Annotated in this window: 22 protein-coding genes; 3 read left to right on the forward strand and 19 right to left on the reverse strand. The window is 42.3% G+C overall.

Translation table 11 applies throughout. The features are described from left to right. Positions 1-181: 181 nt before the first annotated feature. The 3 genes from hpf to J2T50_RS09350 form a co-directional block, all read right to left on the reverse strand. On the reverse strand, positions 182-727 hold the full coding sequence (hpf, locus tag J2T50_RS09340) for a ribosome hibernation-promoting factor, HPF/YfiA family (RefSeq protein ID WP_253366016.1): 546 nt from the start codon (positions 725-727) through the stop codon (positions 182-184). A 76-nt stretch (positions 728-803) separates the two neighbouring features. Then, the gene (locus J2T50_RS09345; RefSeq protein ID WP_253366018.1) at positions 804-1,469 is read right to left on the reverse strand and encodes a ComF family protein; all 666 of its coding nucleotides are present in this window, start codon (positions 1,467-1,469) and stop codon (positions 804-806) included. Continuing rightward, a complete protein-coding gene (locus J2T50_RS09350) occupies positions 1,466-2,749 on the reverse strand; it encodes an ATP-dependent helicase ComFA (protein ID WP_253366020.1) in 1,284 nt (427 codons plus the stop codon). Before J2T50_RS09350 ends, J2T50_RS09345 begins: the two co-directional genes overlap by 4 nt. 65 nt (positions 2,750-2,814) lie before the next feature. Between J2T50_RS09350 and J2T50_RS09355 the strand changes: the two genes are divergently transcribed. Further along, positions 2,815-3,447, forward strand: coding sequence for a YigZ family protein (locus tag J2T50_RS09355; RefSeq protein ID WP_253366022.1), 633 nt, complete (start codon positions 2,815-2,817; stop codon positions 3,445-3,447). Between the two features lie 87 nt (positions 3,448-3,534). Then, entirely contained in the window at positions 3,535-4,461 is a 927-nt protein-coding gene (gene cysK / locus J2T50_RS09360) for a cysteine synthase A (protein WP_253366024.1), read from the forward strand. A 27-nt stretch (positions 4,462-4,488) separates the two neighbouring features. On the opposite strand, the gene J2T50_RS09365 is transcribed toward cysK, so the two are convergent. The 16 genes from J2T50_RS09365 to J2T50_RS09440 all read right to left on the reverse strand — a co-directional run bounded on the left by J2T50_RS09365 (position 4,489) and on the right by J2T50_RS09440 (position 20,613). Beyond that, positions 4,489-4,851, reverse strand: coding sequence for a S1 RNA-binding domain-containing protein (locus tag J2T50_RS09365; protein WP_253366026.1), 363 nt, complete (start codon positions 4,849-4,851; stop codon positions 4,489-4,491). 1 nt (position 4,852) lies between these two features. Continuing rightward, entirely contained in the window at positions 4,853-6,250 is a 1,398-nt protein-coding gene (locus J2T50_RS09370; RefSeq protein WP_253366028.1) for a Cof-type HAD-IIB family hydrolase, read from the reverse strand. A gap of 38 nt (positions 6,251-6,288) precedes the next feature. Next, positions 6,289-6,930 carry a response regulator transcription factor gene (locus tag J2T50_RS09375; RefSeq protein WP_253366030.1) on the reverse strand — a complete coding sequence of 214 codons (642 nt, stop codon included), beginning with the start codon at positions 6,928-6,930 and terminating at the stop codon, positions 6,289-6,291. Continuing rightward, on the reverse strand, positions 6,923-7,918 hold the full coding sequence (locus J2T50_RS09380) for an envelope stress sensor histidine kinase LiaS (RefSeq protein WP_253366032.1): 996 nt from the start codon (positions 7,916-7,918) through the stop codon (positions 6,923-6,925). The genes J2T50_RS09375 and J2T50_RS09380 overlap by 8 nt, the downstream gene beginning before the upstream one ends. Then, positions 7,915-8,610 (reverse strand): cell wall-active antibiotics response protein LiaF, encoded by a 696-nt coding sequence (gene liaF / locus J2T50_RS09385; protein ID WP_253366034.1) that lies wholly within the window; start codon positions 8,608-8,610, stop codon positions 7,915-7,917. Before liaF ends, J2T50_RS09380 begins: the two co-directional genes overlap by 4 nt. A 136-nt stretch (positions 8,611-8,746) precedes the next feature. Further along, a complete protein-coding gene (gene pknB, locus J2T50_RS09390; protein ID WP_253366036.1) occupies positions 8,747-10,720 on the reverse strand; it encodes a Stk1 family PASTA domain-containing Ser/Thr kinase in 1,974 nt (657 codons plus the stop codon). A 3-nt stretch (positions 10,721-10,723) separates the two neighbouring features. Next, on the reverse strand, positions 10,724-11,458 hold the full coding sequence (locus J2T50_RS09395; protein ID WP_253366038.1) for a Stp1/IreP family PP2C-type Ser/Thr phosphatase: 735 nt from the start codon (positions 11,456-11,458) through the stop codon (positions 10,724-10,726). Positions 11,459-11,496: 38 nt separating this feature from the next. After that, positions 11,497-12,810 carry a 16S rRNA (cytosine(967)-C(5))-methyltransferase RsmB gene (gene rsmB / locus J2T50_RS09400; RefSeq protein WP_253366040.1) on the reverse strand — a complete coding sequence of 438 codons (1,314 nt, stop codon included), beginning with the start codon at positions 12,808-12,810 and terminating at the stop codon, positions 11,497-11,499. Then, positions 12,800-13,735: a methionyl-tRNA formyltransferase gene (gene fmt, locus J2T50_RS09405; RefSeq protein WP_253366042.1), complete on the reverse strand. Its 936-nt coding sequence runs from the start codon at positions 13,733-13,735 to the stop codon at positions 12,800-12,802. The genes rsmB and fmt overlap by 11 nt, the downstream gene beginning before the upstream one ends. Positions 13,736-13,976: 241 nt before the next feature. Then, positions 13,977-14,465, reverse strand: coding sequence for an AAA family ATPase (locus J2T50_RS09410; protein ID WP_253366044.1), 489 nt, complete (start codon positions 14,463-14,465; stop codon positions 13,977-13,979). Between the two features lie 284 nt (positions 14,466-14,749). Continuing rightward, on the reverse strand, positions 14,750-14,992 hold the full coding sequence (locus tag J2T50_RS09415) for a GNAT family acetyltransferase (RefSeq protein WP_253366046.1): 243 nt from the start codon (positions 14,990-14,992) through the stop codon (positions 14,750-14,752). 28 nt (positions 14,993-15,020) lie between these two features. Then, positions 15,021-17,402, reverse strand: a complete 2,382-nt coding sequence (locus J2T50_RS09420; protein ID WP_253366048.1) for a primosomal protein N' — start codon at positions 17,400-17,402, stop codon at positions 15,021-15,023. Positions 17,403-17,470: 68 nt separating this feature from the next. Continuing rightward, positions 17,471-17,785 carry a DNA-directed RNA polymerase subunit omega gene (gene rpoZ, locus J2T50_RS09425; protein ID WP_253366050.1) on the reverse strand — a complete coding sequence of 105 codons (315 nt, stop codon included), beginning with the start codon at positions 17,783-17,785 and terminating at the stop codon, positions 17,471-17,473. Positions 17,786-17,810: 25 nt separating this feature from the next. Beyond that, positions 17,811-18,437, reverse strand: coding sequence for a guanylate kinase (gene gmk, locus J2T50_RS09430; protein WP_253366136.1), 627 nt, complete (start codon positions 18,435-18,437; stop codon positions 17,811-17,813). Positions 18,438-18,611: 174 nt separating this feature from the next. Next, positions 18,612-18,815 carry a cold-shock protein gene (locus J2T50_RS09435; protein WP_253366052.1) on the reverse strand — a complete coding sequence of 68 codons (204 nt, stop codon included), beginning with the start codon at positions 18,813-18,815 and terminating at the stop codon, positions 18,612-18,614. Positions 18,816-18,999: 184 nt separating this feature from the next. Beyond that, complete coding sequence (locus J2T50_RS09440) at positions 19,000-20,613, reverse strand: ribonuclease Y (protein WP_301282865.1); 1,614 nt, start codon at positions 20,611-20,613, stop codon at positions 19,000-19,002. A 161-nt stretch (positions 20,614-20,774) separates the two neighbouring features. On the opposite strand from J2T50_RS09440, the gene J2T50_RS09445 reads away from it, so the two are divergent. Continuing rightward, entirely contained in the window at positions 20,775-21,257 is a 483-nt protein-coding gene (locus J2T50_RS09445) for an S-ribosylhomocysteine lyase (RefSeq protein ID WP_253366054.1), read from the forward strand. The last annotated feature ends 72 nt before the right edge of the window (positions 21,258-21,329 follow it).

Raw genomic sequence — 21,329 nt, forward strand, 5'->3', positions numbered from 1 at the left:
TATCTTAGTCTATCATGTTTGCTTCTTCTTGTCAACACTTTTGTTTAACTTTTTTAGAAACTTTTTTCATGACCGCCGCCCCTCACGAGACAACTTAATTAGTATATCAGACTACCTCACTACTGTCAACACTGTTTTTGACTTTTTTTCAAAAAAATTCACCCCTTATTGGGGCGAATTTTTAATTGCGTACTTCTAACAGTCCAAGATCTCCATCTTCGCGTTTGTAAAGCACATTTGTCGTATGGTCTTTTGCATCTACATAGATGAAGAAGTCATGTCCCAATAGTTCTAATTGCAATTTTGCTTCTTCTAAGTCCATTGGTTTCGCATCAACTTGTTTTGTGCGAACAACTTTAACTTCTTCTACTGCTGCTTGCTCTTCTAGTTCTGCTGTAAAGATTTGGCTAATCGCAACCTTTTGTCTATTTTTCTTTTCAATCTTTGTTTTATTGCGACGAATTTGACGTTCGATTTTATCTACTACAAGGTCAATTGAGCCATACATATCCTGAGAAATATCTTCTGCTCGAAGCGTGATAGAACCAAGCGGAATAGTTACTTCAACTTTAGAAGTTTTTTCACGGTAAACTTTCAAATTCACCTTAGCATTCAATTCTTGCTCTTCATTGAAGTACTTTTCAATTTTTGCTACCTTATCTTCAACATAGCGACGGAGTGCATCTGTCACTTCAAGGTTTTCACCACGAATACTGAATTTAATCATATGAGTACCTCTTTCTCGGCTTTCGCCTTTCTTCCCTTTTATTATATCACTTTCTATAAATAATGCAAGCGTTTTCTCACCTTGCCAATGAAAACGTCTTGATTTCTTTCTTTCCTTTTTTCAATATAGCCTCTTTTGCCCTTTCAAAAGTCACACCTGTCGTATAGATATCATCAATTAATAAAATCTTTTCTGGCACTTGTTTATATGAAACCACATAAAATGGTTGCTCTAATTTCAATCGTTCCTGACGTGTTTTTTCCGATTGCTTTTCTGTCTCATATTTTTCCAACAATTCTTGATAGGGAAGTCTTGCTGCATCTAATAGACCTTTAACCTGATTGAAACCACGCTCTTCTTCTCGTTTTTGACTGACAGGAATCGGGACTAGGGTATAGTCTTGGTAATTTTTTAATACTTTTTGCAATTTTTTGCTAAATATTTTTCTTAAAAGATAATCCCCTTCGAACTTATAGCGACTAAAATAGGATTTCATCGCTTCGTTATATTGATAAAGACTGACGTGATCAATGATTTTTCCCTGCTTTTCCCATTTGATGCAATCCTCACAAATCTCATCTGTCATCCCCTTATAACATCGTTGGCAGTGTTGATCAGGTATTGTTTCAAAAGACATTTGGCACGATAAACAGAGAACCTCTTCTCTTACTCGGAGAAAATAAAGTTCTGAAAATGTTTGCCTACCTGCTACTGCCGCACCGCATAGTAAACAATTCATCAATAACCAGCCTCCTTGTTCATCAACTTAATTTCTTTTATAGCATTATCAATTGCTTTGTTTGTTTCCTCCAGGAAGAAAAACAAGAGCCCCGTCGGTCTTTCCACACTCCGACCCACTCGACCTGAAATCTGGACTAGAGAGGATGAAGTGTACAATCGATGATTGGCTTGTAAAACAAAAACATCCACACAAGGAAAAGTCACTCCTCGTTCTAAAATGGTCGTTGAGATAAGGATTCCAATTTCACCGCTACGAAATTGCTCTACGATTTCCAAGCGATTTTCTGTTTGACTGGAAACAAAGCCTATTTTTTCCTTTGGATAATAGTGTCCTATAATAGAAGAAAGTTCTTTCCCTTTTGTAATTTCTGGAACAAAAATAAGCAAGGGAAAGCCTGTCTTCCGCTGATCAGCAATAGCTTTTTTAATCACCGCCGGAAGTTGATTTTTAGATAATTGCTTGTCAAATTGATGTATCCAAACCTTACTTGGAACGACTAGCGGATTTTCATGAAAACGTCTAGGAAGACGCAATCGCTCCAACTCCTTCTTTTTTACCTTTTTATCTAACTCGGCTGTAGAAGTGGCTGTCAAGAAGACTTGGACACCATTTTCTTTGACAGCATTGTCAACAGCTTGGTAGAGAACTGGATTGTCTACATAAGGAAAGGCATCAACTTCATCTATCAAAATCAAGTCAAAGGCGCGGTAAAACTTCAGTAGCTGGTGAGTGGTCGCAATCACAAGCGGTGTCCGAAAGTAGGGTTCGGACTCTCCATGTAAAAGTGAAATAGAACACGCAAAATCTCTTTTCAACCGCTTATACAGTTCGATGCAGACATCAATTCGAGGACTTGCCAAGCAGGCACTACCGCCTTGGTCAATCACTTGTGCTACCGCTTCATAAATCATTTCCGTCTTACCAGCACCTGTCACGGCATGGACCAAAGTTGGCTGCCTTGCTGCAATGTTGGCACAAAGTTTTGTCGAAATATCTGCCTGCCACTTAGTCAGTTGCCCCTTCCATAATAAAGAATCTTGTCTGGGAAAAGACTTCTGCGGAAAATAATAGATTTCTTGGTCACTGCGTACTCGTCCAAGTAAGATGCACTCTCTGCAATAGAAAGCACCGTTTGGGAGACGATTTTCAACAGGGTAAGGAGTTGCACAGCGTAAACAAGCCTTGGGATCCGGCGCTATGATTTCTGCCAATCGTCGCTCTTCCTCAGTCAATTGATACTTGGTAAACCAACGACCGAGATAATCTTCATTTATGTTCATACTTGATTATTCGTAAATTGATAGGAAAACTTGATAAGTCCTACAAAAATGTGTACAATTTTCTTATGAAGAAATACAAGACGATTAAAGAAGATGGTGTCATTCAGATTGACATAAAAAAATCGCAGTTTATTTGCCATCTAAAACGGGTAACTAGCGAAGAAGAGGCACGTGAATTTATCAACTCCTTAAGAAAGGAACACTACAAGGCTAATCACAACTGCTCTGCTTTTATCTTGGGAGAACAGTCTAGTACCAAACGTTCTTCCGATGATGGGGAGCCTTCAGGAACAGCCGGAGTTCCCATGCTGACAGTTTTAGAAAATCATGAGCTAACCGATGTTGTGGCTGTGGTGACGCGTTATTTTGGCGGTATAAAGTTGGGGGCTGGAGGGCTGATCCGTGCTTACGCTGGAGCAGTGGCTGAAGCAGTCAAAAAGATTGGCTGCGTTTTAGTCAAAGAGCAACAGGGGATTCAGGTCACTTTATCCTACGCACAATACCAAGATTTTGCCAAATGGTGTTCTGAAAATGGATTGGTCGAATATGACACCCAATTTTTAGAAACTGTAACAACAACTCTCTACGTTGACAAGGAAGACACTCAGACAACTATTAACAGTCTAAGGGACTACTATCATGGTAAAATTCATGCAACTGAGACGTCAGTTCGTGTGGTTGAAATCCCCATAAATTAAAAACAGCTATCATCTCGATAGCTTTTTTATATTTTACAAAAATAAGTACAGGGGGTATACTGAACCTACAAGAATTGGAGGAATACTATGGCTATTTATCAAAATATTACACAACTTATCGGAAAAACACCTGTTGTTAAATTGAACAATATCGTCCCTGAAGATGCAGCAGATGTTTATGTGAAGCTAGAGGCTTTCAACCCAGGTTCGTCTGTTAAAGACCGTATCGCTCTCAACATGATTGAAGATGCTGAAAAACGCGGTATCATCAAGCCAGGCGATACAATTGTGGAGCCAACTTCTGGAAATACAGGGATTGGGCTCGCTTGGGTCGGTGCTGCTAAAGGATACAAAGTGGTCATTGTGATGCCTGAGACAATGAGTGTCGAGCGCCGTAAAATCGTTCAAGCCTATGGCGCTGAATTGGTCCTTACACCTGGTTCTGAAGGCATTAAAGGTTCCATTGAAAAGGCAAAAGAAATCGCTGCTGAACGCGGTGCTTGGGTCCCATTGCAATTTGAAAATCCTGCCAACCCAGAAATTCATGAATTAACAACAGGAGCTGAAATTCTGGAAGACTTCGGTCCAACAGGTCTAGATGCCTTTGTAGCTGGTATCGGTACTGGTGGTACGATCACTGGTGTTTCTCGCGCGCTCAAAAAAGCAAATCCTGACATCCAAATTTATGGTTTGGAAGCAGATGAGTCAGCTGTCTTGTCAGGAGACAAACCTGGTCCACATAAAATTCAAGGTATCTCAACTGGTTTTATCCCAGGAGCTTTAGATACAAGTTCTTATGACCATGTATTACGTATCAAATCTGACGACGCCTTAGCTTTTGGTCGGACATTTGGTGGACAGGACGGATTCCTCATCGGTATTTCTGCCTCTGCTGCTATCTTTGGTGCCATTGAAGTTGCCAAAAAACTTGGAAAAGGGAAAAAAGTATTAGCCTTAGCTCCAGATAACGGAGAACGCTATCTATCAACTGCCCTCTATCAATTTGAAGACTAAAATAAAAACAAGTGAAATCAGATGATTTCACTTGTTTTCTTGTGCTAACATGTCTTTGGCTTCCTGAATCCATGTTGGCATAGCTTCTTCTAAGGGCTGGAAACCAAATTTATTGCGGTCATTCGTAAAACGATGACGACGCGGAAATTTTTGCTTTTCTTCTTCCAAGGTTCTAAGTGATAGGCTGGCTTTCTTCGAAAATTCATCATAATCCACCACCTGAACAAGAACTTGTTGTCCCATTTTCAGATGATCGTGGATATTGTCTACAAAGCCTGTCTTTATCTCAGAGATATGAATCAAACCAGTTGTTCCATCTTCTAATTCGACAAAGGCACCGTAGGGCTGTACACCTGTGATGATTCCTTGGATTTTATCTCCGATTTTCATCCTAGTCCTCGATTGTCACGCCAAGAATAACCACGTCTTCAAGAGGTTTGTCTTGTGAACCAGTCTCTACCGCTGCAATAGCATCCAAAACTGCAAATGAATCTGTATCCATCAAGTGACCGAAAACAGTATGACGTTGGTCCAAGTGAGGTGTGCCGCCATTTTCTGCATAGAGGGCTGCGATTTCTGCTGGCCAGCCACCACGTTCTAATTCTTTAGCTGAGTAGGGGAAGTTGGTGTTTTGAACGATAAAGAATTGGCTACCATTTGTATTTGGACCTGCATTAGCCATTGAAAGAGCACCACGTAGGTTGAAAACTTCCATTGAAAATTCATCTTCAAAAGAGTCTCCATAGATGGATTGTCCACCCATACCCGTACCTGTTGGGTCGCCACCTTGAATCATAAAGTCTTTGATAATACGGTGGAAAATAACACCATCATAATAACCATCTTTTGAAAGAGCGACAAAGTTGGCCACTGTTTTTGGTGCTTGTTCTGGGAAAAGCTTGATTTTAAGGTCACCATGATTGGTTTGAATTGTTGCAATTGGTCCTTCTGCATTTGCAAGGTCAAGTTGTGGATAATTTCTAATTGTTTCTACCATTCCTAATTTCTCCAAGGCATCATAGATGCCATCTTCTTCTAATTTTTTTGTAATGTAATCCGCTTTTGCTGCTAGTGCTGGATGGGATTCTCCCATGGCAATACTGATACCGGCATAGTCAAACAGTTCAATGTCGTTGAGACCATCACCAAAAACCAGTACATTTTCAGGTTTTAATCCTAAATGCTCTACTAATTTTGCGACTCCTGTAGCCTTAGAGGCTGTCTTCAAAAGGATATCAGATGAGCGTGTTTCCCAACGGACACTCTTGAGTTCAGCCAGTTCTTCTGACAAGATAGCTTCGAATCCATTGGGCTCAAAGGTCCACATCTGGTAGATATCCTTGCCTTGATAAAAATCTGGATTGATTTCTAAATCATCATAAACGATATCAATAGTTTCTTGAACTGCATCATTTCTCTCAGAAATTGCTGCTGCCTCTGCCCCCATAAAGCCATAAGCAATGCCGATTTCTTGAGACCAAGCAATGTAGGATTCCACCAATTCCCGAGGAATGGGATTGTCGTAGATAATGTTTCCTTTTTTATCTTCTACCAAACTGCCATTCATCATAGCAAAATAGTCTGGCTTGAGTGCGGCTAACTCAGGTACTACTCCGTACTTGGCACGACCGGAAGCCAGCCCTGTTTCGATTCCTTTTTTTCGCAAGGATTCAAAGACATGTGGGATTGTCGCTGGGATATAGCCTGTATTTTTTACACGCAAGGTATCATCAATATCAAAAATCACCAACTTGATTTTCTTGGCTCGGTATTTTAACTTAGCGTCCATGAATCTCCCTTCTCTTACTTTCTTTCAATAGTATACCACTATTCATCCTCTTGTGCCACCAGTCCATGTTGAAATGCATAGACAACCGCCTGTGTGCGGTCGCTTACTTCAAGCTTGGACAAGATATTGGACACATGGGTTTTAACTGTTTTTAGGGAAATGAAGGATTCATCAGCAATCCGCTGATTATCGTAACCTTTGGCCAAGAGGGTCAAAATCTCGCGTTCACGAGCCGTCAAACCTTCATGCAAGGCTGGATGTTTGCGGTGGTGTTCTACCTTTTTCTCCACCTCTGTCTCAATGGCCAATTCTCCCCGCGAAACTTTGCGAATAGCTTGGACAATTTCATCTGCGCTAGATGTTTTGAGCATGTAGCCTTTGGCTCCCGCATTCAGAACTGGATAAATTTTTTCATTATCCAGATAAGAGGTCAAAATGACAATCTTTGCTTCAGGCCATTTTTCCAAGATAGCAAGCGTCGCTTCAACTCCTGTCATCTTGGGCATGACCAAATCCATGACAATAACATCTGGCTTTTCAGCCAAGGCCATCTCCAAGCCCTGCTCGCCATCATTTGCCTCTGCCACAACCTCAACATCGGGCTGTAAATTTAAAAAACTTTTCAATCCTAGTCGGACCATCTCATGGTCGTCGACCAGTAATACTCGAATTTTACTCATCTTCTTTTCCTTTCAAAAGTGGAATACGAATATCAATGGCCACACCTCGCTGAGGGGCTGTTCGAATTTTAACTGTTCCAGCCATATCCTCCACACGGTCTTGGATATTCTGCAAGCCATAACTCATATCCTTTTCATCCGTCTGCTCGAATCCAAGGCCGTCATCAGACATTTTCAGCTGTACTTCTGTCTCATGCTGTACCAGATAGACATCGAGGTGCTCAGCCTTGGCATGTCGCAAGGTATTACTGATAATTTCTTGACCAATGCGGAACAAATGCTCTTCTATCAACTTGGGCAGATGGTCAATTTCATGATGGAAGGTAACTTGAATAGTGCTTTTATCACTAACTTCCTTCAAAATCACTTCGAATCCCTCTACCAAATTTTTTCCTGCTAATTCACTTGGTCGCAAATGCAGTAATAATATGCGTAGGTCTTTCTGGGCTGATTCTATCAAGTCCTTGACGGTGCCCAGTTGCTGTGACAAGGTCTCCGCTGGTAGCTGGTCTAGATTTGCAGATAAACCTGACAAAATCATACTCGTCGCAAACAACTCTTGGCTAACTGTATCGTGTAAATCGCGAGCAATCCGCTTGCGTTCACCCTCTACAATTTCCTCTCGCCTAACTAAGTCTTGGTTGTCAATCAGTTGAACTTGCTTGGTTAAATTTCGCACCTTGTCCGACAAATCCAATAAGAGCTGATCCTCTTCTGAACTTGTACGAATACTTTTATTCTGCAAAATAGACCGTAATTTTTGCCGCATAAGCTGAGTTGCGGTAATAGCCGAGGATTGAACCAAGATAAAAAGAAAGAATGCCAAGACAAGGACCAGTAAAATCAAGGTAAAAATCAGCTGATCGGTGGCAATCCAGAGAGAAACATCCCAAATGGATAAGTGCAACAGAGGAAAAATGGCTGCTAGGACAACCAAGATAATCAGAGCTGCATACCAAATCAGAAGGAGAAAGGTTCGTTTTGTCATACGCGGACCACCTCCACATCGCCAAAGAGGCTGTTATTGACGATTTTCACTCGCTTATGCGATTCCTTGTAATGTGAGCTGGAAATAGAAAAACTTTCATTGCGCAGATCCCATTCGGATAATCCTAAAAATCGAACCTGACCATAGAGGCTGGTTGCCGACAAGCTGACCTCTACATCAATTGGAACAACTATTTTCGTTCGACCAAATACTTTTCGGACCATAACAATATTATCCCGACCGACCAAGACCGTCTCATCCAGGTCTACCACATCATTTCCAAACAATCGAATGATATTGATATCCTCAAAACCATAATGGTCTCGTGTATGTATCTGATTCCCCAGCCATTTATTTTTCTTGCGATCAACAGATACTGTCTCTTCATCCATGATAATGTGGGTATATTGATTTTTCTTTTCATTTCGGGCAAAAAAGTTTACCACCACATACAGCAAGGCAATCAAAACACCAACGATGAAAAATGGATTGAGTACAAAGACCAACAAAATTAAAATATTGGCACTGGTTATCAGGAGGCTATTGACCTTTCGACTGGTAAAGTACCAAATTACCAACAAGAGTGCTGCCAGGAGCAACAAGATACGCGCTGTCTCGCTGGCCAATATATCAAATAAGGCCAGGGTAAAAATAAAGGCCTCAACTAATAAAAAAAACTGTACTTTCTTCATGACTATTCCTCACTCTATTATTGTAACAAATTTTAGAGAGAAGTCGTAATTTTGCCTCCTTTCACAAAAGAAGAAACTTCCTTCTAAACTCTCATTATGAAGAAAAAGAATCTAGATAATCCTAGATCCTTTATTGTTATTCGCTTGTGGTTGAGCCTGTAGTAGTTGTTGTCGTTGATGAACTTCCGGTCGTACTTGTTGTACCGCTTGTGCTTGCTACAGATACATAAAGCGTGACTGTTCCATCAATAACCGATCCTGCAGACGGGTATTGACTGAGAACCATGTCCGATGTAGAAGCTGTGACCGTTGAATCTGTTTGCTTTTCAATGGCAGAAACGGAAACACCCAACGCTTGCAACTGACGACGTGCTTCTGCATAGCTAACTTTCATATAACCAAAATCTGGCATGGTAATGGCTGCGCCTTTGGAAATAACCAAATTAACTGTACTTCCCTTAGCAACTTGAGCTTTAGCAGCAGGATCTGTGCTAATCACTAAACCAGCTGCCACAGTATCGCTAGCATTCTCCGTCACTGTACCGACGGTTAATCCAGCAGCTGTCAATGCATCTTTTGCTGCAGATTGGCTAATTCCTGCCACATCTGGAACAGTCACTGTTTCAACTCCTGAAGAGACTACTAGATTGATCGTGCTTCCTTTGGATTTAGAAGTATTGGCTTTTGGATCTGTACTGATGACATTGCCTTCTGCAACAGATTCGCTATTTTTATACTTCACTTCCCCAACTTTAAAACCAAGTTCCTGCAATTTGACCTTGGCCGTCTCCAAGTCACTACCTGATACATCTGGGACCGTAACAGCTTCTTCTACTGCGATAAACAAATCTACTGCACTACCTTCACGACGAGAAGTTTTGGCGGCCGGGTCCGTCCGAATCACCTTCCCAGCTTCAACATCTGAAGAGGCTTCTTCTTTTATCTGACCAATTTTAAGACCAGCTGATTCAATCTTGTCAACGGCTTGGTCACGCGTTAAGCCGGCTACATCTGGAACTTTAACCGTAGCTGGTGTACTGAGCAAAATTGTTACAAAGGCAGCTGCCAACAGGAAAATTGCTCCAATCAAGACCTTGTAGCGTGTACGCATCCGGCGTTTGATTTTGTCAGTTTTCTTCTCCGCTTCTGCTTGTTTAGCATTGTTCTTAGCTGGTGATTTTGCTTTAACTGGCTTTACTTCCGTAGTTGATTGGCTCAACTTAGGAAGTGTTTTAGTGTCTACTTTATTGTCTGATAGCTCGACTTTTTTCTCATTTTTTCGGCTACTTGATAAAGATGAAACCAGATCCGCATACATTTCTGCGACCGTTTTATAACGATCTGTTAATTTTTTTGCGGTAGCTTTTAGGACGACGTTTTCCAATGCTTGCGGCACTTGCGGATTGCTCGCACGAACAGATGGAAGTGGCTTTTGGAAATGCTGGAGGGCAATCGTAACCGCACTATCTCCATCATAAGGAATCCGACCTGTCAACATCTCAAAGAGGATAATCCCCATAGCATAGATGTCACTTTGAACCGTCGCCTTCGAACCACGCGCTTGCTCAGGCGAGAGGTAATGCACAGAACCCAACATCGAATTGGTCTGTGTCAGACTTGTCTCTGCAAAGGCAACTGCAATCCCAAAGTCGGTCACTTTTGCTATCCCATCTTGTGTCAAGAGGACATTTTGCGGCTTGAGGTCACGGTGAACAATCCCGCGCGTATGCGCCATACGCATAGCTAAAAGAATTTGCCCCATGATCCGAACCGCATCGTCATTTGACAAGGGAGCATTTTCCTTAATGTAGCGCTTCAAGTCCAATCCGTCAACGTATTCCATCGCCAGATATTGTTGACCATCTTCTTCACCAATATCTGAGATACGGACAATATTAGGGTGATCCAAATCCGCCATAGCACGCGCTTCCCGCTGGAAACGTTGGACGGCTATCTGATCCGTCTGATAATTAGTTCGAAGGACCTTAACAGCCACTTCTTCACCATCTAAAATCAGATCCCTAGCCAGATAGACATCCGCCATGCCACCACGACCGATCTGCCGAACGACCCGATAGCGACCTGCAAATATCTTTCCAATTTGAATCATGGATTAGGCCTCCTCCGTTAGATGAAGAAGCGCAACGGTGATATTATCTGTTCCTCCTGCATTATTGGCAAAGCGAATGAGACTCTCAGCTTTATTAGCAAGTGGCACTTCGCTGACCAAAATATCACGGATATCTCCGGTTGAAATCATATTTGTCAACCCATCACTGTTAACGAGGACATAGTCTCCCACTTCCAGTTTTTTGATCGCGATATCTGGCTCAACTGGATCTTGCTGCCCAATTGATTGCGTAATAATATTCTTTTGCGGGTGGCGACTCGCTTCTTCTTCGGTCAATTGACCTGCACGCACCAAAGCGCCTACCAAGGAATGGTCACTTGTTAATTGCACGTATTCTTCATTGCGAACAATCCCAATACGTGAATCACCGATGTGGGCATAAATCATTTGTTGCTCGATGACAACAACAGCTTCAAGCGTTGTTCCCATGCCCTTATATTCTTCTGTTTGACCGAGTTCGTAGATTTTTTGATTTTCTTTTTCAATCACATCTACAAACCATTCACGGACATCATTGAGGGTGTTGAGTTGTGCATCAACCCATGCCGCCCCAAGATCTGTCGCTGTCATTTCACTAGCGATATGACCTGCACGGTGACCGCCCATACCATCTGCTAAGATAATCAAATCAACTCCTGCACGGTTTGTATAACGGTTGACATAGTCTTGGTTATTTGATCTCTTTTGACCAACATCTGTTAATAAAGCATATTCCATACTGTCTTTTTGCTGAAAAATCAGCTTCCTCCTCTAATTTAGGATATTCTCCGTACTTGACTAATGAAAAATCCATCTGTCTGATACTGTTCTGGTGTAATCAAGATGCATCCATCCACTAAAATATCTGAACAAGGATGTTCGAGCATGACTTGTTCAAAATTTGGATGCTGTCTTAAAAATTCTTGGACGACTTCTTGATTTTCTTTTTGGACAATGGTGCAAGTACTGTAGGTTATTATACCACCTTTTTTAATGCTTTGGCAAACACTGTCCAGTATCTCTAGCTGCGTTTCCTGCAAACTAGAAAAATCTGCCATTTCTTTATTGTATTTGATATCTGGTTTGCGACGAATGAGCCCAATCCCCGAACACGGTGCATCCACCAATATTTTATCAAAGCTATCTGGGCCAAAATGCTGGGCAACTTGTCTGGCATCCAATTTTTGAATAAGGACCTTATCTCCAACCCCTAGGCGCTCAGCATTTTCTGCAATAAGAGCTAGTTTATGGTCGTAGAGGTCAAGTGCGGTCACCTGCCCAGTGGTTAGATAAGAAGCTATGTGCATGGTCTTCCCACCGGGAGCTGCACAAGCATCTAAGACGTGCTCTTGCCCTTCCAACTTCAACGTTGGGGCGACCAGCTGACTGGTTTCATCCTGGATGGTAATTTCTCCATTTGCAAAGGCTTCACTGGCTGCAAAATGTCCACTTGGAGCAACAAGACTAACTGGTGACAACTGGGATAGCTCAGCAGCTAATTCTTCTTGCAAACGAGGTCGCTCCTCTTGCTTCACAACTCGGACACTGGCTTTGTTTCGCTCGAACAAGCTAGCCATAATCTTCTCTGCTCGCTCATCCCCGTACTCTTCTGAGAGGAGTTTAACCAGCCATATCGGAACTGAATACTGGATGGATAGACGTTTATTTTTTCGCTTGATGGTCGCAATCTCTGGTAAGTCTTGAGAAACTATTTTTCGCAAGATGGCATTGACAAACTTGTCTGTCCCCTTGCCACGCTTGGCTAAATTTACCGCTTCGTTGACCAAGGCGTGAGTCGGTATTTTATCCAGATAAAGCAGCTGATAGAGGCTCAGCATCAGCAGATAATAAACCCAGGTGTCCAGCTTATCCCTGTCTGCAATATAGTGTGACAAATACCATTCCAAGGTCAATTTTCGTGCTACAGTACCGTAGACCAACTCCGTTGCTAGTCCCTTATCCTGACTAGTCAATGGAGACTTGTCCAGTTCCTGCTTCAGTGCAATATTGCTATAAGCTCCATCGTCAAAAATTTGAGTCAATACAGTCAGAGCCAAACTGCGAGCGGTTTGATTATTCTTACTCACCAAATTGTTCTCCTACCTGCACATCACGTCCAGCTCCATTCAAGAAATCTGCTACAGACATCTTGGGCTTTCCTGCTGGTTGCACTGTTTTAAGAGAAATAGCCCCCTGACCAGTGGCTAGAACCAAGTCTTTCTTAGTGCGGGCGATTACTTGTCCTGGCAGACCCGAGCCATCTACTTCTACCGCTTCATAGACCTTGAACCGTTCACCCTTCCAGAGAGTGTGGGCAACTGGCCAAGGACTCATACCGCGTACTTGGTTGAAGATCTGACGAGCTGTCTTTGTTAAATCTAATCGTTCTTCTTCTGGTTGAATATTTGGTGAGAAGCTGACTTGACTAGCATCTTGTGGGGTAGGTTGTAATTGCCCTGATAGGTAATCTGGTAACTTATTCAAGAGCAAGTCACGACCAACCACTGCCAACTTTTCAAAAAGAGTGCCGACATTGTCCGCTTCTTCAATAACAATGCTGTCACTGGCAATCATATCACCGGCATCCATTTCTTTGACCATTTCCATCAAAGTCACACCTGCGCGCTCGTCACCATTGATCAAAGCATAATGAATCGGCGCTCCACCTCTGTATTTTGGCAAAAGTGACGCATGAACATTGACTGCAAAATCAACCGAATTCAATAATGTTATCGGTAAAAATTGACCAAAAGCTGCCGTAATAATCCCGTCCGCTCCCAAAGCCATGATATCTGCCATTTCTTGGCTTCCAGACAATTTTTCAGGCTGAAAGACAGGTAAATTATTGGCAAGCGCAACTTCTTTGACAGGTGTCATTTTCAGCACTTTCTTCCGACCAACTGCTCTATCAGGTTGTGTCACAACAGCTAGAACTTGGTAGCGTGTATCTGTTAAAATTCCTTCTAAAACTGTCGCCGCAAATTGAGGCGTTCCCATAAAAATTACCTTGGTCATGTATTTCCTCGCTTCATTTCTATCCTTTCATTATACCATTTTCTAGCTTATTTTACTCTTAAGAAGATTAACTGGCCGCAAGTTAGACCGAAAAAGAGAGTGAGACTCAATCGTAATTTCTTAGAAATCGATTTTGTCGATACTTGCCTTGCAAAGAATCAGAATAGTCAGTCACCCCTTATGTCAAACTGTTAAAATTATAAAAAATCAAGAACCCAGGACTGACTCCCAGGTTCTCTGCTCACAATTTTCTTAAGATGATTTCAGCTATGTCTTCTAAAGTACTTGTCCTATCAATCAACTCTTCCCGCAAATAAGAAGAATAGTCCTTTTCCAACCACCATGATCGCAAGACATCTTCTCCATATTCTCGAGCCTGTGGCTTGGTCTCATGCCGCAGTAGAGTCTCCTCAAAAGAAAGGTCAAAATAATAGGCTAGTACATTTTCTTGATACAGGTCTCTTGCCTGCTGAAAAAGAGGAGCATACCAATCACTTCGTAAAATTCCCTCTACAATAACCAATTCAAACTCCCTGTGACCAATCGCTAACATTTCCTGCAGGATAGCTAGAGCAGGCGTCGCCGGTCCATCCTTGCAGGCCAGCATCTCCCTACGAACCGTATCCTGAGAAATCAAAAATGCCGAACACAGCGCCTGATCTCGGATCAACTTTGCCAAAGTTGTTTTGCCACTAGCCGAATTGCCACGGATAAATAGACATTTTTTCATCGTTATCAACACCTACTCTCCTCACAACTCTCGGCTTAAAACAATCACGATTCCTTGGTCATTCTTGATCTGAATACCCGTTTCTACAAATCCACATTTCTCCCAGAAGTTTTAACTTTGCTGATTTCCAGCCATATACCCCAACCTCGCATAACAAAAAACATTGTTTCGCAATCCAACCAACATTTCCTTCAGAATGTTAGTACCTATACCTTTCCCAGATTGATGACAGTCTACCATGAAAAAGCCAATAAATACGATATCTTCTTGTGGATAATGTGCGATCAGGTCACGATTGTCACCAGTGCCCGACCTTGAAAAAATCCGAGAAAATACTTATCTGCCATTGTTTTCCCCACTGGCAGAGCCTGCATATCCTCTACCACGCTTGCTTGACTAGGCGCAGGCGGACTGTACTGATAGTATAAAGAATTTCCCCGCTCAAGTTCAAGAATGCTCGCAACATCCTGTTCTGTCAATCTTCTAACACGATAGGATCGGGATAATTGTTCAATTTGTATTTTCATACTTTTCCTTAAAATAACTGTTTTGGCTCTACATCAAATTCTGCGGTTCATTATCAATGACCAGTCGCATATCTTTGTTGTCCGCCAACTGCCCCCAGTCCAAAATCTGATTTAAGACCTGCTCTAAATTTTCTTCCTTGCGATATTTGAGCAAAATTTGGTAATGATAGAGATTGTGCGTCCGCGCAATGGGTTTGGGCGTCGGACCCAATATCCGGATACCATCCGACAACTGCTGGCGCAAGAGACTGACGATTTCATAGGATTTTTTCACCACCGCTTCTTCGGACTTATGAGACAGGGTCAAGCCAATCGTGAAATAATAGGGCGGGTAGCCGAGGCTACGACGGATACCCATTTCATAGGTGTAAAAACCTTCATAATCTTGATTTTTAGCAAAGGAGATAGCGTAGTGATTTGGATTGTAGGTCTGGATAACCACTTCTCCTTCCTTGTCTGCTCGACCAGCCCGACCAGCTACTTGAGTCAACAGTTGAAATGTCCGCTCTGACGAACGGAAATCGGGTAAATTCAGCGCTGTATCTGCATTGAGTACCCCAACCAATGTAACATTTGGGAAATCCAAGCCCTTAGCAATCATCTGCGTTCCCAAGAGAATGTCCGCCTCCTGTGCTTCAAATTGCTGAAGTAAGGTTTCGTGAGCTCCTTTTTTCCGAGTCGTATCAACATCCATCCTGAGAATTCTCGCATCCGGCAAGAGCGTCTGCAATTCATCCATAGCTTTCTGAGTTCCTGTACCATAGTAGCGAATGGAGCGACTAGCACAAGACGGACAGGTCGCCGGAATCGCCTTTTGAAAACCACAATAATGGCAATTCATGGTCTTGGTATCCATGTGCAAGGTCAGTGAAATATCACAATTTGGACATTGGTCAACCGCACCACAATCCCGACACATGACAAAGGACGAGTAACCTCTACGGTTGAGCATCAAGACAATTTGCTCCTTTTTATCCAACCGCTCTCGAATCTTATCCACCAATACCGGCGTGAAATTTCCCGCCTCTTGCTGACCAATATAGTCTCTAAAATCAATCACTTCAATCGTCGGCAAACTTGCCTTAGGATTGGCACGTTGAGTCAAGGTCAAGAAACCATAAACTCCACGACTAGCCCGAGCACGACTTTCCAAACTAGGAGTCGCAGACCCCAGCACCAAAACGGCCTTGTGATAGTCAGCCCGTAGCTTAGCCACATCTCTAGCGTGGTAACGCGGATTACTATCCTGCTTGTAGATCGACTCATGCTCTTCATCAATAATGATGGCCCCCACATTTTTCAAGGGCGCAAAAATGGCCGAACGGGCACCCACAACAACCTGGGCATCTCCACGCTGAATTTTCCGCCACTCGTCGTACTTTTCGCCATCCGACAATCCCGAATGTAAAATGGCCACTTTCTGACCAAAACGCGCAATAAAGCGATTGGTCATCTGAGGAGTCAATGAAATTTCAGGTACTAGCATAATGGCCGCCTTGCCTGCCTGTAGCACTTGGTCAATCACTTGCAGATATACTTCCGTCTTTCCACTTCCTGTCACCCCTTCAAGCAAGTAGGTCTGGCTCTCCTGACCAACTTGAGACAAAATTTCCTTGACGGCAATGGCTTGTTCCGGATTGAGTTGCAAGGCCTGACTGATTTCAATTCCAGAAAAATACTCTTTGGTTCGACTAACCTCTTTTTCCCACACGCTTATTAAGTCATTTTCTCGGAAAAATTTGAGAATATCTGCTGAATACTCTTCTCGCAAGGAAGCCAATGGATACTCCCCTTCTTGCACCAGCAATTGGTCACGTAAGGCCAGCCGCTTTTTGGCACGATTTCCAAACTCAAACTGAGCCAATTTTTCAGCATTGACGCGGTACCATTTTTCAGTCTTGACCTGCTGCTTGTCCTTAGCAAGGTATTCAACCGTAACTTTCCCAGCTTGCGCCAGACGCATAGCCCGACCCTGCACTTGAGGATCCAACGTCGAGAAATGGACCTGAGCCTGCCCTTGGAAAAACTCCGCCTCATCTGCAGCAGTCAACCCTTCCGCCGGCCTCAAAATCTTGTCATAAGAAGAATTGAGCAAATTGGGCAACATGGCTTTCAGAATGGTGATTTTATAGGCAAAGACTGTTTTTCGCATCTGTTCAGCCAACCACAACTGCTCCTGATTGAGCACAGGAGAAAAATCCAAGACCTCTACAATAGCCTTCAAATCTGTCTGCTCTGATCTTTCAGAAAAACCAACTACAAGCCCTTGAATCAAGCGATTGCCCTTTCCAAAAGGAACATGAACCCGCATCCCAACTTGTAGCATCTGCGCAAATTCTTCTGGAATTTCATAAGAATAGGGCTGGTCAGTTTGCATCAGGGGGACATCAACAATAACCTCTGCTAACATATTTCTCCTTTCTAGCTATTTTTTTAGAAAAGAAACCCAGCTGACTGACCAACTGAGTTTTCCATTCCTTAAATTTTTTCGCCGTCTTCTTTTTCTTTAGCGATTTGTGCTTTGATTTTACGTTCTTCTTCTTCCAAACGAAGGCGTTCTACCTCTGCTTGGCGACGCATTGCTTCACGTTTTTCCTCTGGATTTGGGTGAACAATTACGTTACCTGACTCGATTTCTTCCAAGGCACGGAGAGTTGATTTTACAGATGTAAATTCTTGTGTTGCTCTTGCACCAGCTTCCAATTCATGAGCACGTTTTGCTTCCAAAATAACCAAAGAATACTTTGATGGTATCTTATCCAACAAGGTATCAATCGAAGGTTTCAATATCATAATACTGTTCTCTTTTCTAAATAGTTTAACGAGCTGTTAACTGCTCATTCATCATTTCATCATAGCGACCAATCACGCGGTCCACACGAAAATGCTCTGCTTCAATAATGCGTTTGACACGCTCTGCTGCAAGCGGAACTTGATCATTGACAACGGCATAATCATACTCACGCATGAGAGCAATTTCTTCTCTCGCACGTTCAATCCGTTTGGCAATCACTTCTTGACTATCCGTTCCACGCCCAACCAAGCGATCTTTTAATTCATCCAAATCTGGTGGTGTCAAAAAGATAAACACGCCATCTGGCACTTTTTGCTTCACTTGAAGAGCACCCTGCACTTCAATTTCCAAGAAAACATCAATTCCACGATCCAAGGTCTCGTTTACGTAAGTCAATGGTGTCCCATAGTAATTTCCAACGTACTCAGCGTATTCTAGCATTTGCCCTTGGCGTATCAAGTCTTCGAACTCTTCACGTGAACGGAAGAAATAATCCACACCATCTACTTCACCTAGACGTTGTGGACGTGTTGTCATTGATACAGAATACTCAAACTTGTGATCTGGCGTTGAAAAAATTTCTTTGCGAACTGTGCCTTTGCCGACACCGGACGGTCCTGAAAATACAATTAGTAACCCACGCTCTGTCATGACATCTCCTTTTAAATCTTTCATTCTAGTCTAGCAAAAAAGTACTGATATTTCAAGCGTTCATCACTATTTTTTTCATTTACTAGTTGATGACCACACACCTTATTTCAAGTTGTTTTCGAAGTTGTTTTCATTATTCACAGAAAAAAGTTGCAGCAATTGCCGCAACTTTGATTATGCTAGTTTTGTGATATTCACAGCTTGAGGACCACGTTGTCCTTGCTCGATATCAAACTCAACTTTTTGTCCATCTTCTAACGTTTTAAAGCCATCACCTTGGATTGCTGAGAAGTGAGCAAAAACATCTTGTCCTTCAGTTGTTGAAATAAAGCCGAAGCCTTTTTCTGCGTTAAACCATTTTACAGTTCCTTGTGCCATTTTGAGATACCTCTTTTTATTTATTTTGTAAAAACTTTGAAGAGGTACTACTGGTAAAACAAATAAATATCTCAAAAAACTTAATACAAGACTAACTTTAACAGTATATTGGCAATAAGTCAATATAAAAGAAGAAACTTTTTAATAAAAAAGAAATACTGACGAATCAGCATCTCTTTTTTGATTATTTTGCAATGTCTGTTGCTCGTGTTTCACGGATGACGGTGATTTTGATATTTCCTGGATAATCCAAGTTGTTTTCAATTTTTTCACGTACATCGTGTGCCAAGATTGTCACCTTATCATCACTGATTTTATTTGGATGAACGATGATGCGCACTTCACGACCAGCTTGGATAGCGTAAGCTTGCTTAATTCCGTCAAAACTGTTAGCAATTTCTTCTAAATCTTGCAGACGTTTAATGTAAGATTCCATAGATTCACGACGTGAACCCGGACGAGCTGCGCTAAGGGCGTCGGCTGCGGCAACAATCACTGCGATTGTGCTTTCTGCTTCGACATCACCATGGTGACTGGCAATTGTATTGACTACAACAGGATTTTCCTTGTATTTCTTAGCCAATTCAGTACCGATTTCGACGTGACTTCCGTCCACTTCGCGATCAATGGCTTTCCCCACATCATGAAGGAATCCAGCTCGACGAGCCAAGTTGACATTCTCACCAAGTTCGGCAGCCAATACTCCAGAGAGTTTCGCTACCTCAATGGAGTGACGAAGGACATTTTGGCCATAAGAGGTACGGAAATGCAAACGTCCCATAATCTTAATCAAGTCTGGGTGTAGGTTTGGTGCACCGATTTCATAAGCAGCAGCCTCACCATATTCACGAATACGATTGTCCATCTCTACACGGTGCTTCTCAACCAACTCTTCAATACGAGCTGGGTGAATACGACCATCCTGTAAGAGAGCTTCCATGGTCATCCGCGCAATTTCACGACGAATTGGATCAAAACCTGATAGAATAACCGTTTCTGGCGTATCATCAATGATGACGTCAATCCCGGTCAAACTTTCAAAGGTACGGATATTGCGACCTTCGCGTCCGATAATCCGTCCCTTCATCTGGTCATCTGGCAAATGAACAGAGGTAATGGTCTGCTCTGCCACATACTCACCAGAGATACGTTGCATGGCTTGTGCCAACAATTCCTTGGCAGTCTTATCCGAACGCTCTTTGATTTCGCGTTCCGCTTCTTTGATGCGTGTCGCGATTTCGTGGGTTAATTTATCCCGTGTCTCCACTAAGATAATGTCGCGCGCTTCATCTTGACTCAATGAAGCTACTTTTTCAAGTTCTTGAGCTTTTTGCTCTTCTAATTTGGCAACTTGTTCTTCGCGCTCATCAATGTGTTTAGTGCGATCTGTCAGACTTTGTTCTTTTTTCTCCAAAGTCTTCTCTTTGGTGGTTAAATTATCATCTTTACGGTCCAAGTTTGTCGCACGTTCAGCCAAACGGACTTCCGTTTGCTTCAATTCTTGACGTTCCGATTTAAATTCTTCCACGATTTCTTCACGATATTTACGTGCTTCTTCCTTCGCTTCTAAAAGCATTTCTTTTTTCAAAGATTGGCGGTCACGCTCAGCAGTTTTTACAATACTTTCTGCCTCTTGTTCCGCTTTTCCTCTGATATTGCTTGCTTCTTGTTCAGCATTCAAAAGTGTCAACTCTGCCGTTTCTTTGGCAGATTTCATTTTTAGGGAAACCGTGATATATCCGATCACTAAACCGACGAGAACAGCAACAAGTCCCAATCCAAGGTTTACTATGTTCATGTTCCACCTCAATTTTTTAATAGGCTTTTCTACAAAAAAGTCCTTCTACATTCTATCATATTTCAAACGATTTCACAAATGGAATTTATCTTTTCCCTTGAAAAATAGAGAGCGATTTCAATCGACTTGTGGTATAATCGATATATACCTAGGAGGAAATGATGTCTAAAGAAGTTATCGTAGAAAGTTTTGAACTTGACCATACTATTGTAAAAGCACCCTATGTTCGTTTGATTTCTGAGGAGTTTGGTCCCAAAGGCGATGTGATTACCAACTTTGATATTCGCCTGATCCAACCAAATGCCAACTCCATGGATACTGCCGGTCTTCATACCATTGAACACCTCTTGGCAAAATTGATTCGTGAGCGCATTGATGGAATGATCGACTGCTCACCATTTGGTTGCCGGACAGGTTTTCACATGATTATGTGGGGTAAACACAGTTCAACCGACATTGCCAAAGTTATCAAATCGAGCTTAGAAGCGATTGCTGAGGCGGTTACTTGGGACGATGTACCCGGTACGACTATTGAGTCTTGCGGCAATTACAAGGACCACAGTCTGCATTCTGCACGTGAATGGGCGAAACTTATCCTCTCACAAGGTATCTCAGACGATGCCTTTGAGCGTCACATTGTCTAATAATCAAAACGCTGGAAAGTCAGCGTTTTTTTGTTTGCAAAAAGAACCTAGGATTTTTCCTAGGTTCTTTCA

It is taken from the genome of Streptococcus gallinaceus (genome assembly GCF_024170225.1).
Classification (GTDB): Bacteria; Bacillota; Bacilli; order Lactobacillales; family Streptococcaceae; genus Streptococcus; species Streptococcus gallinaceus.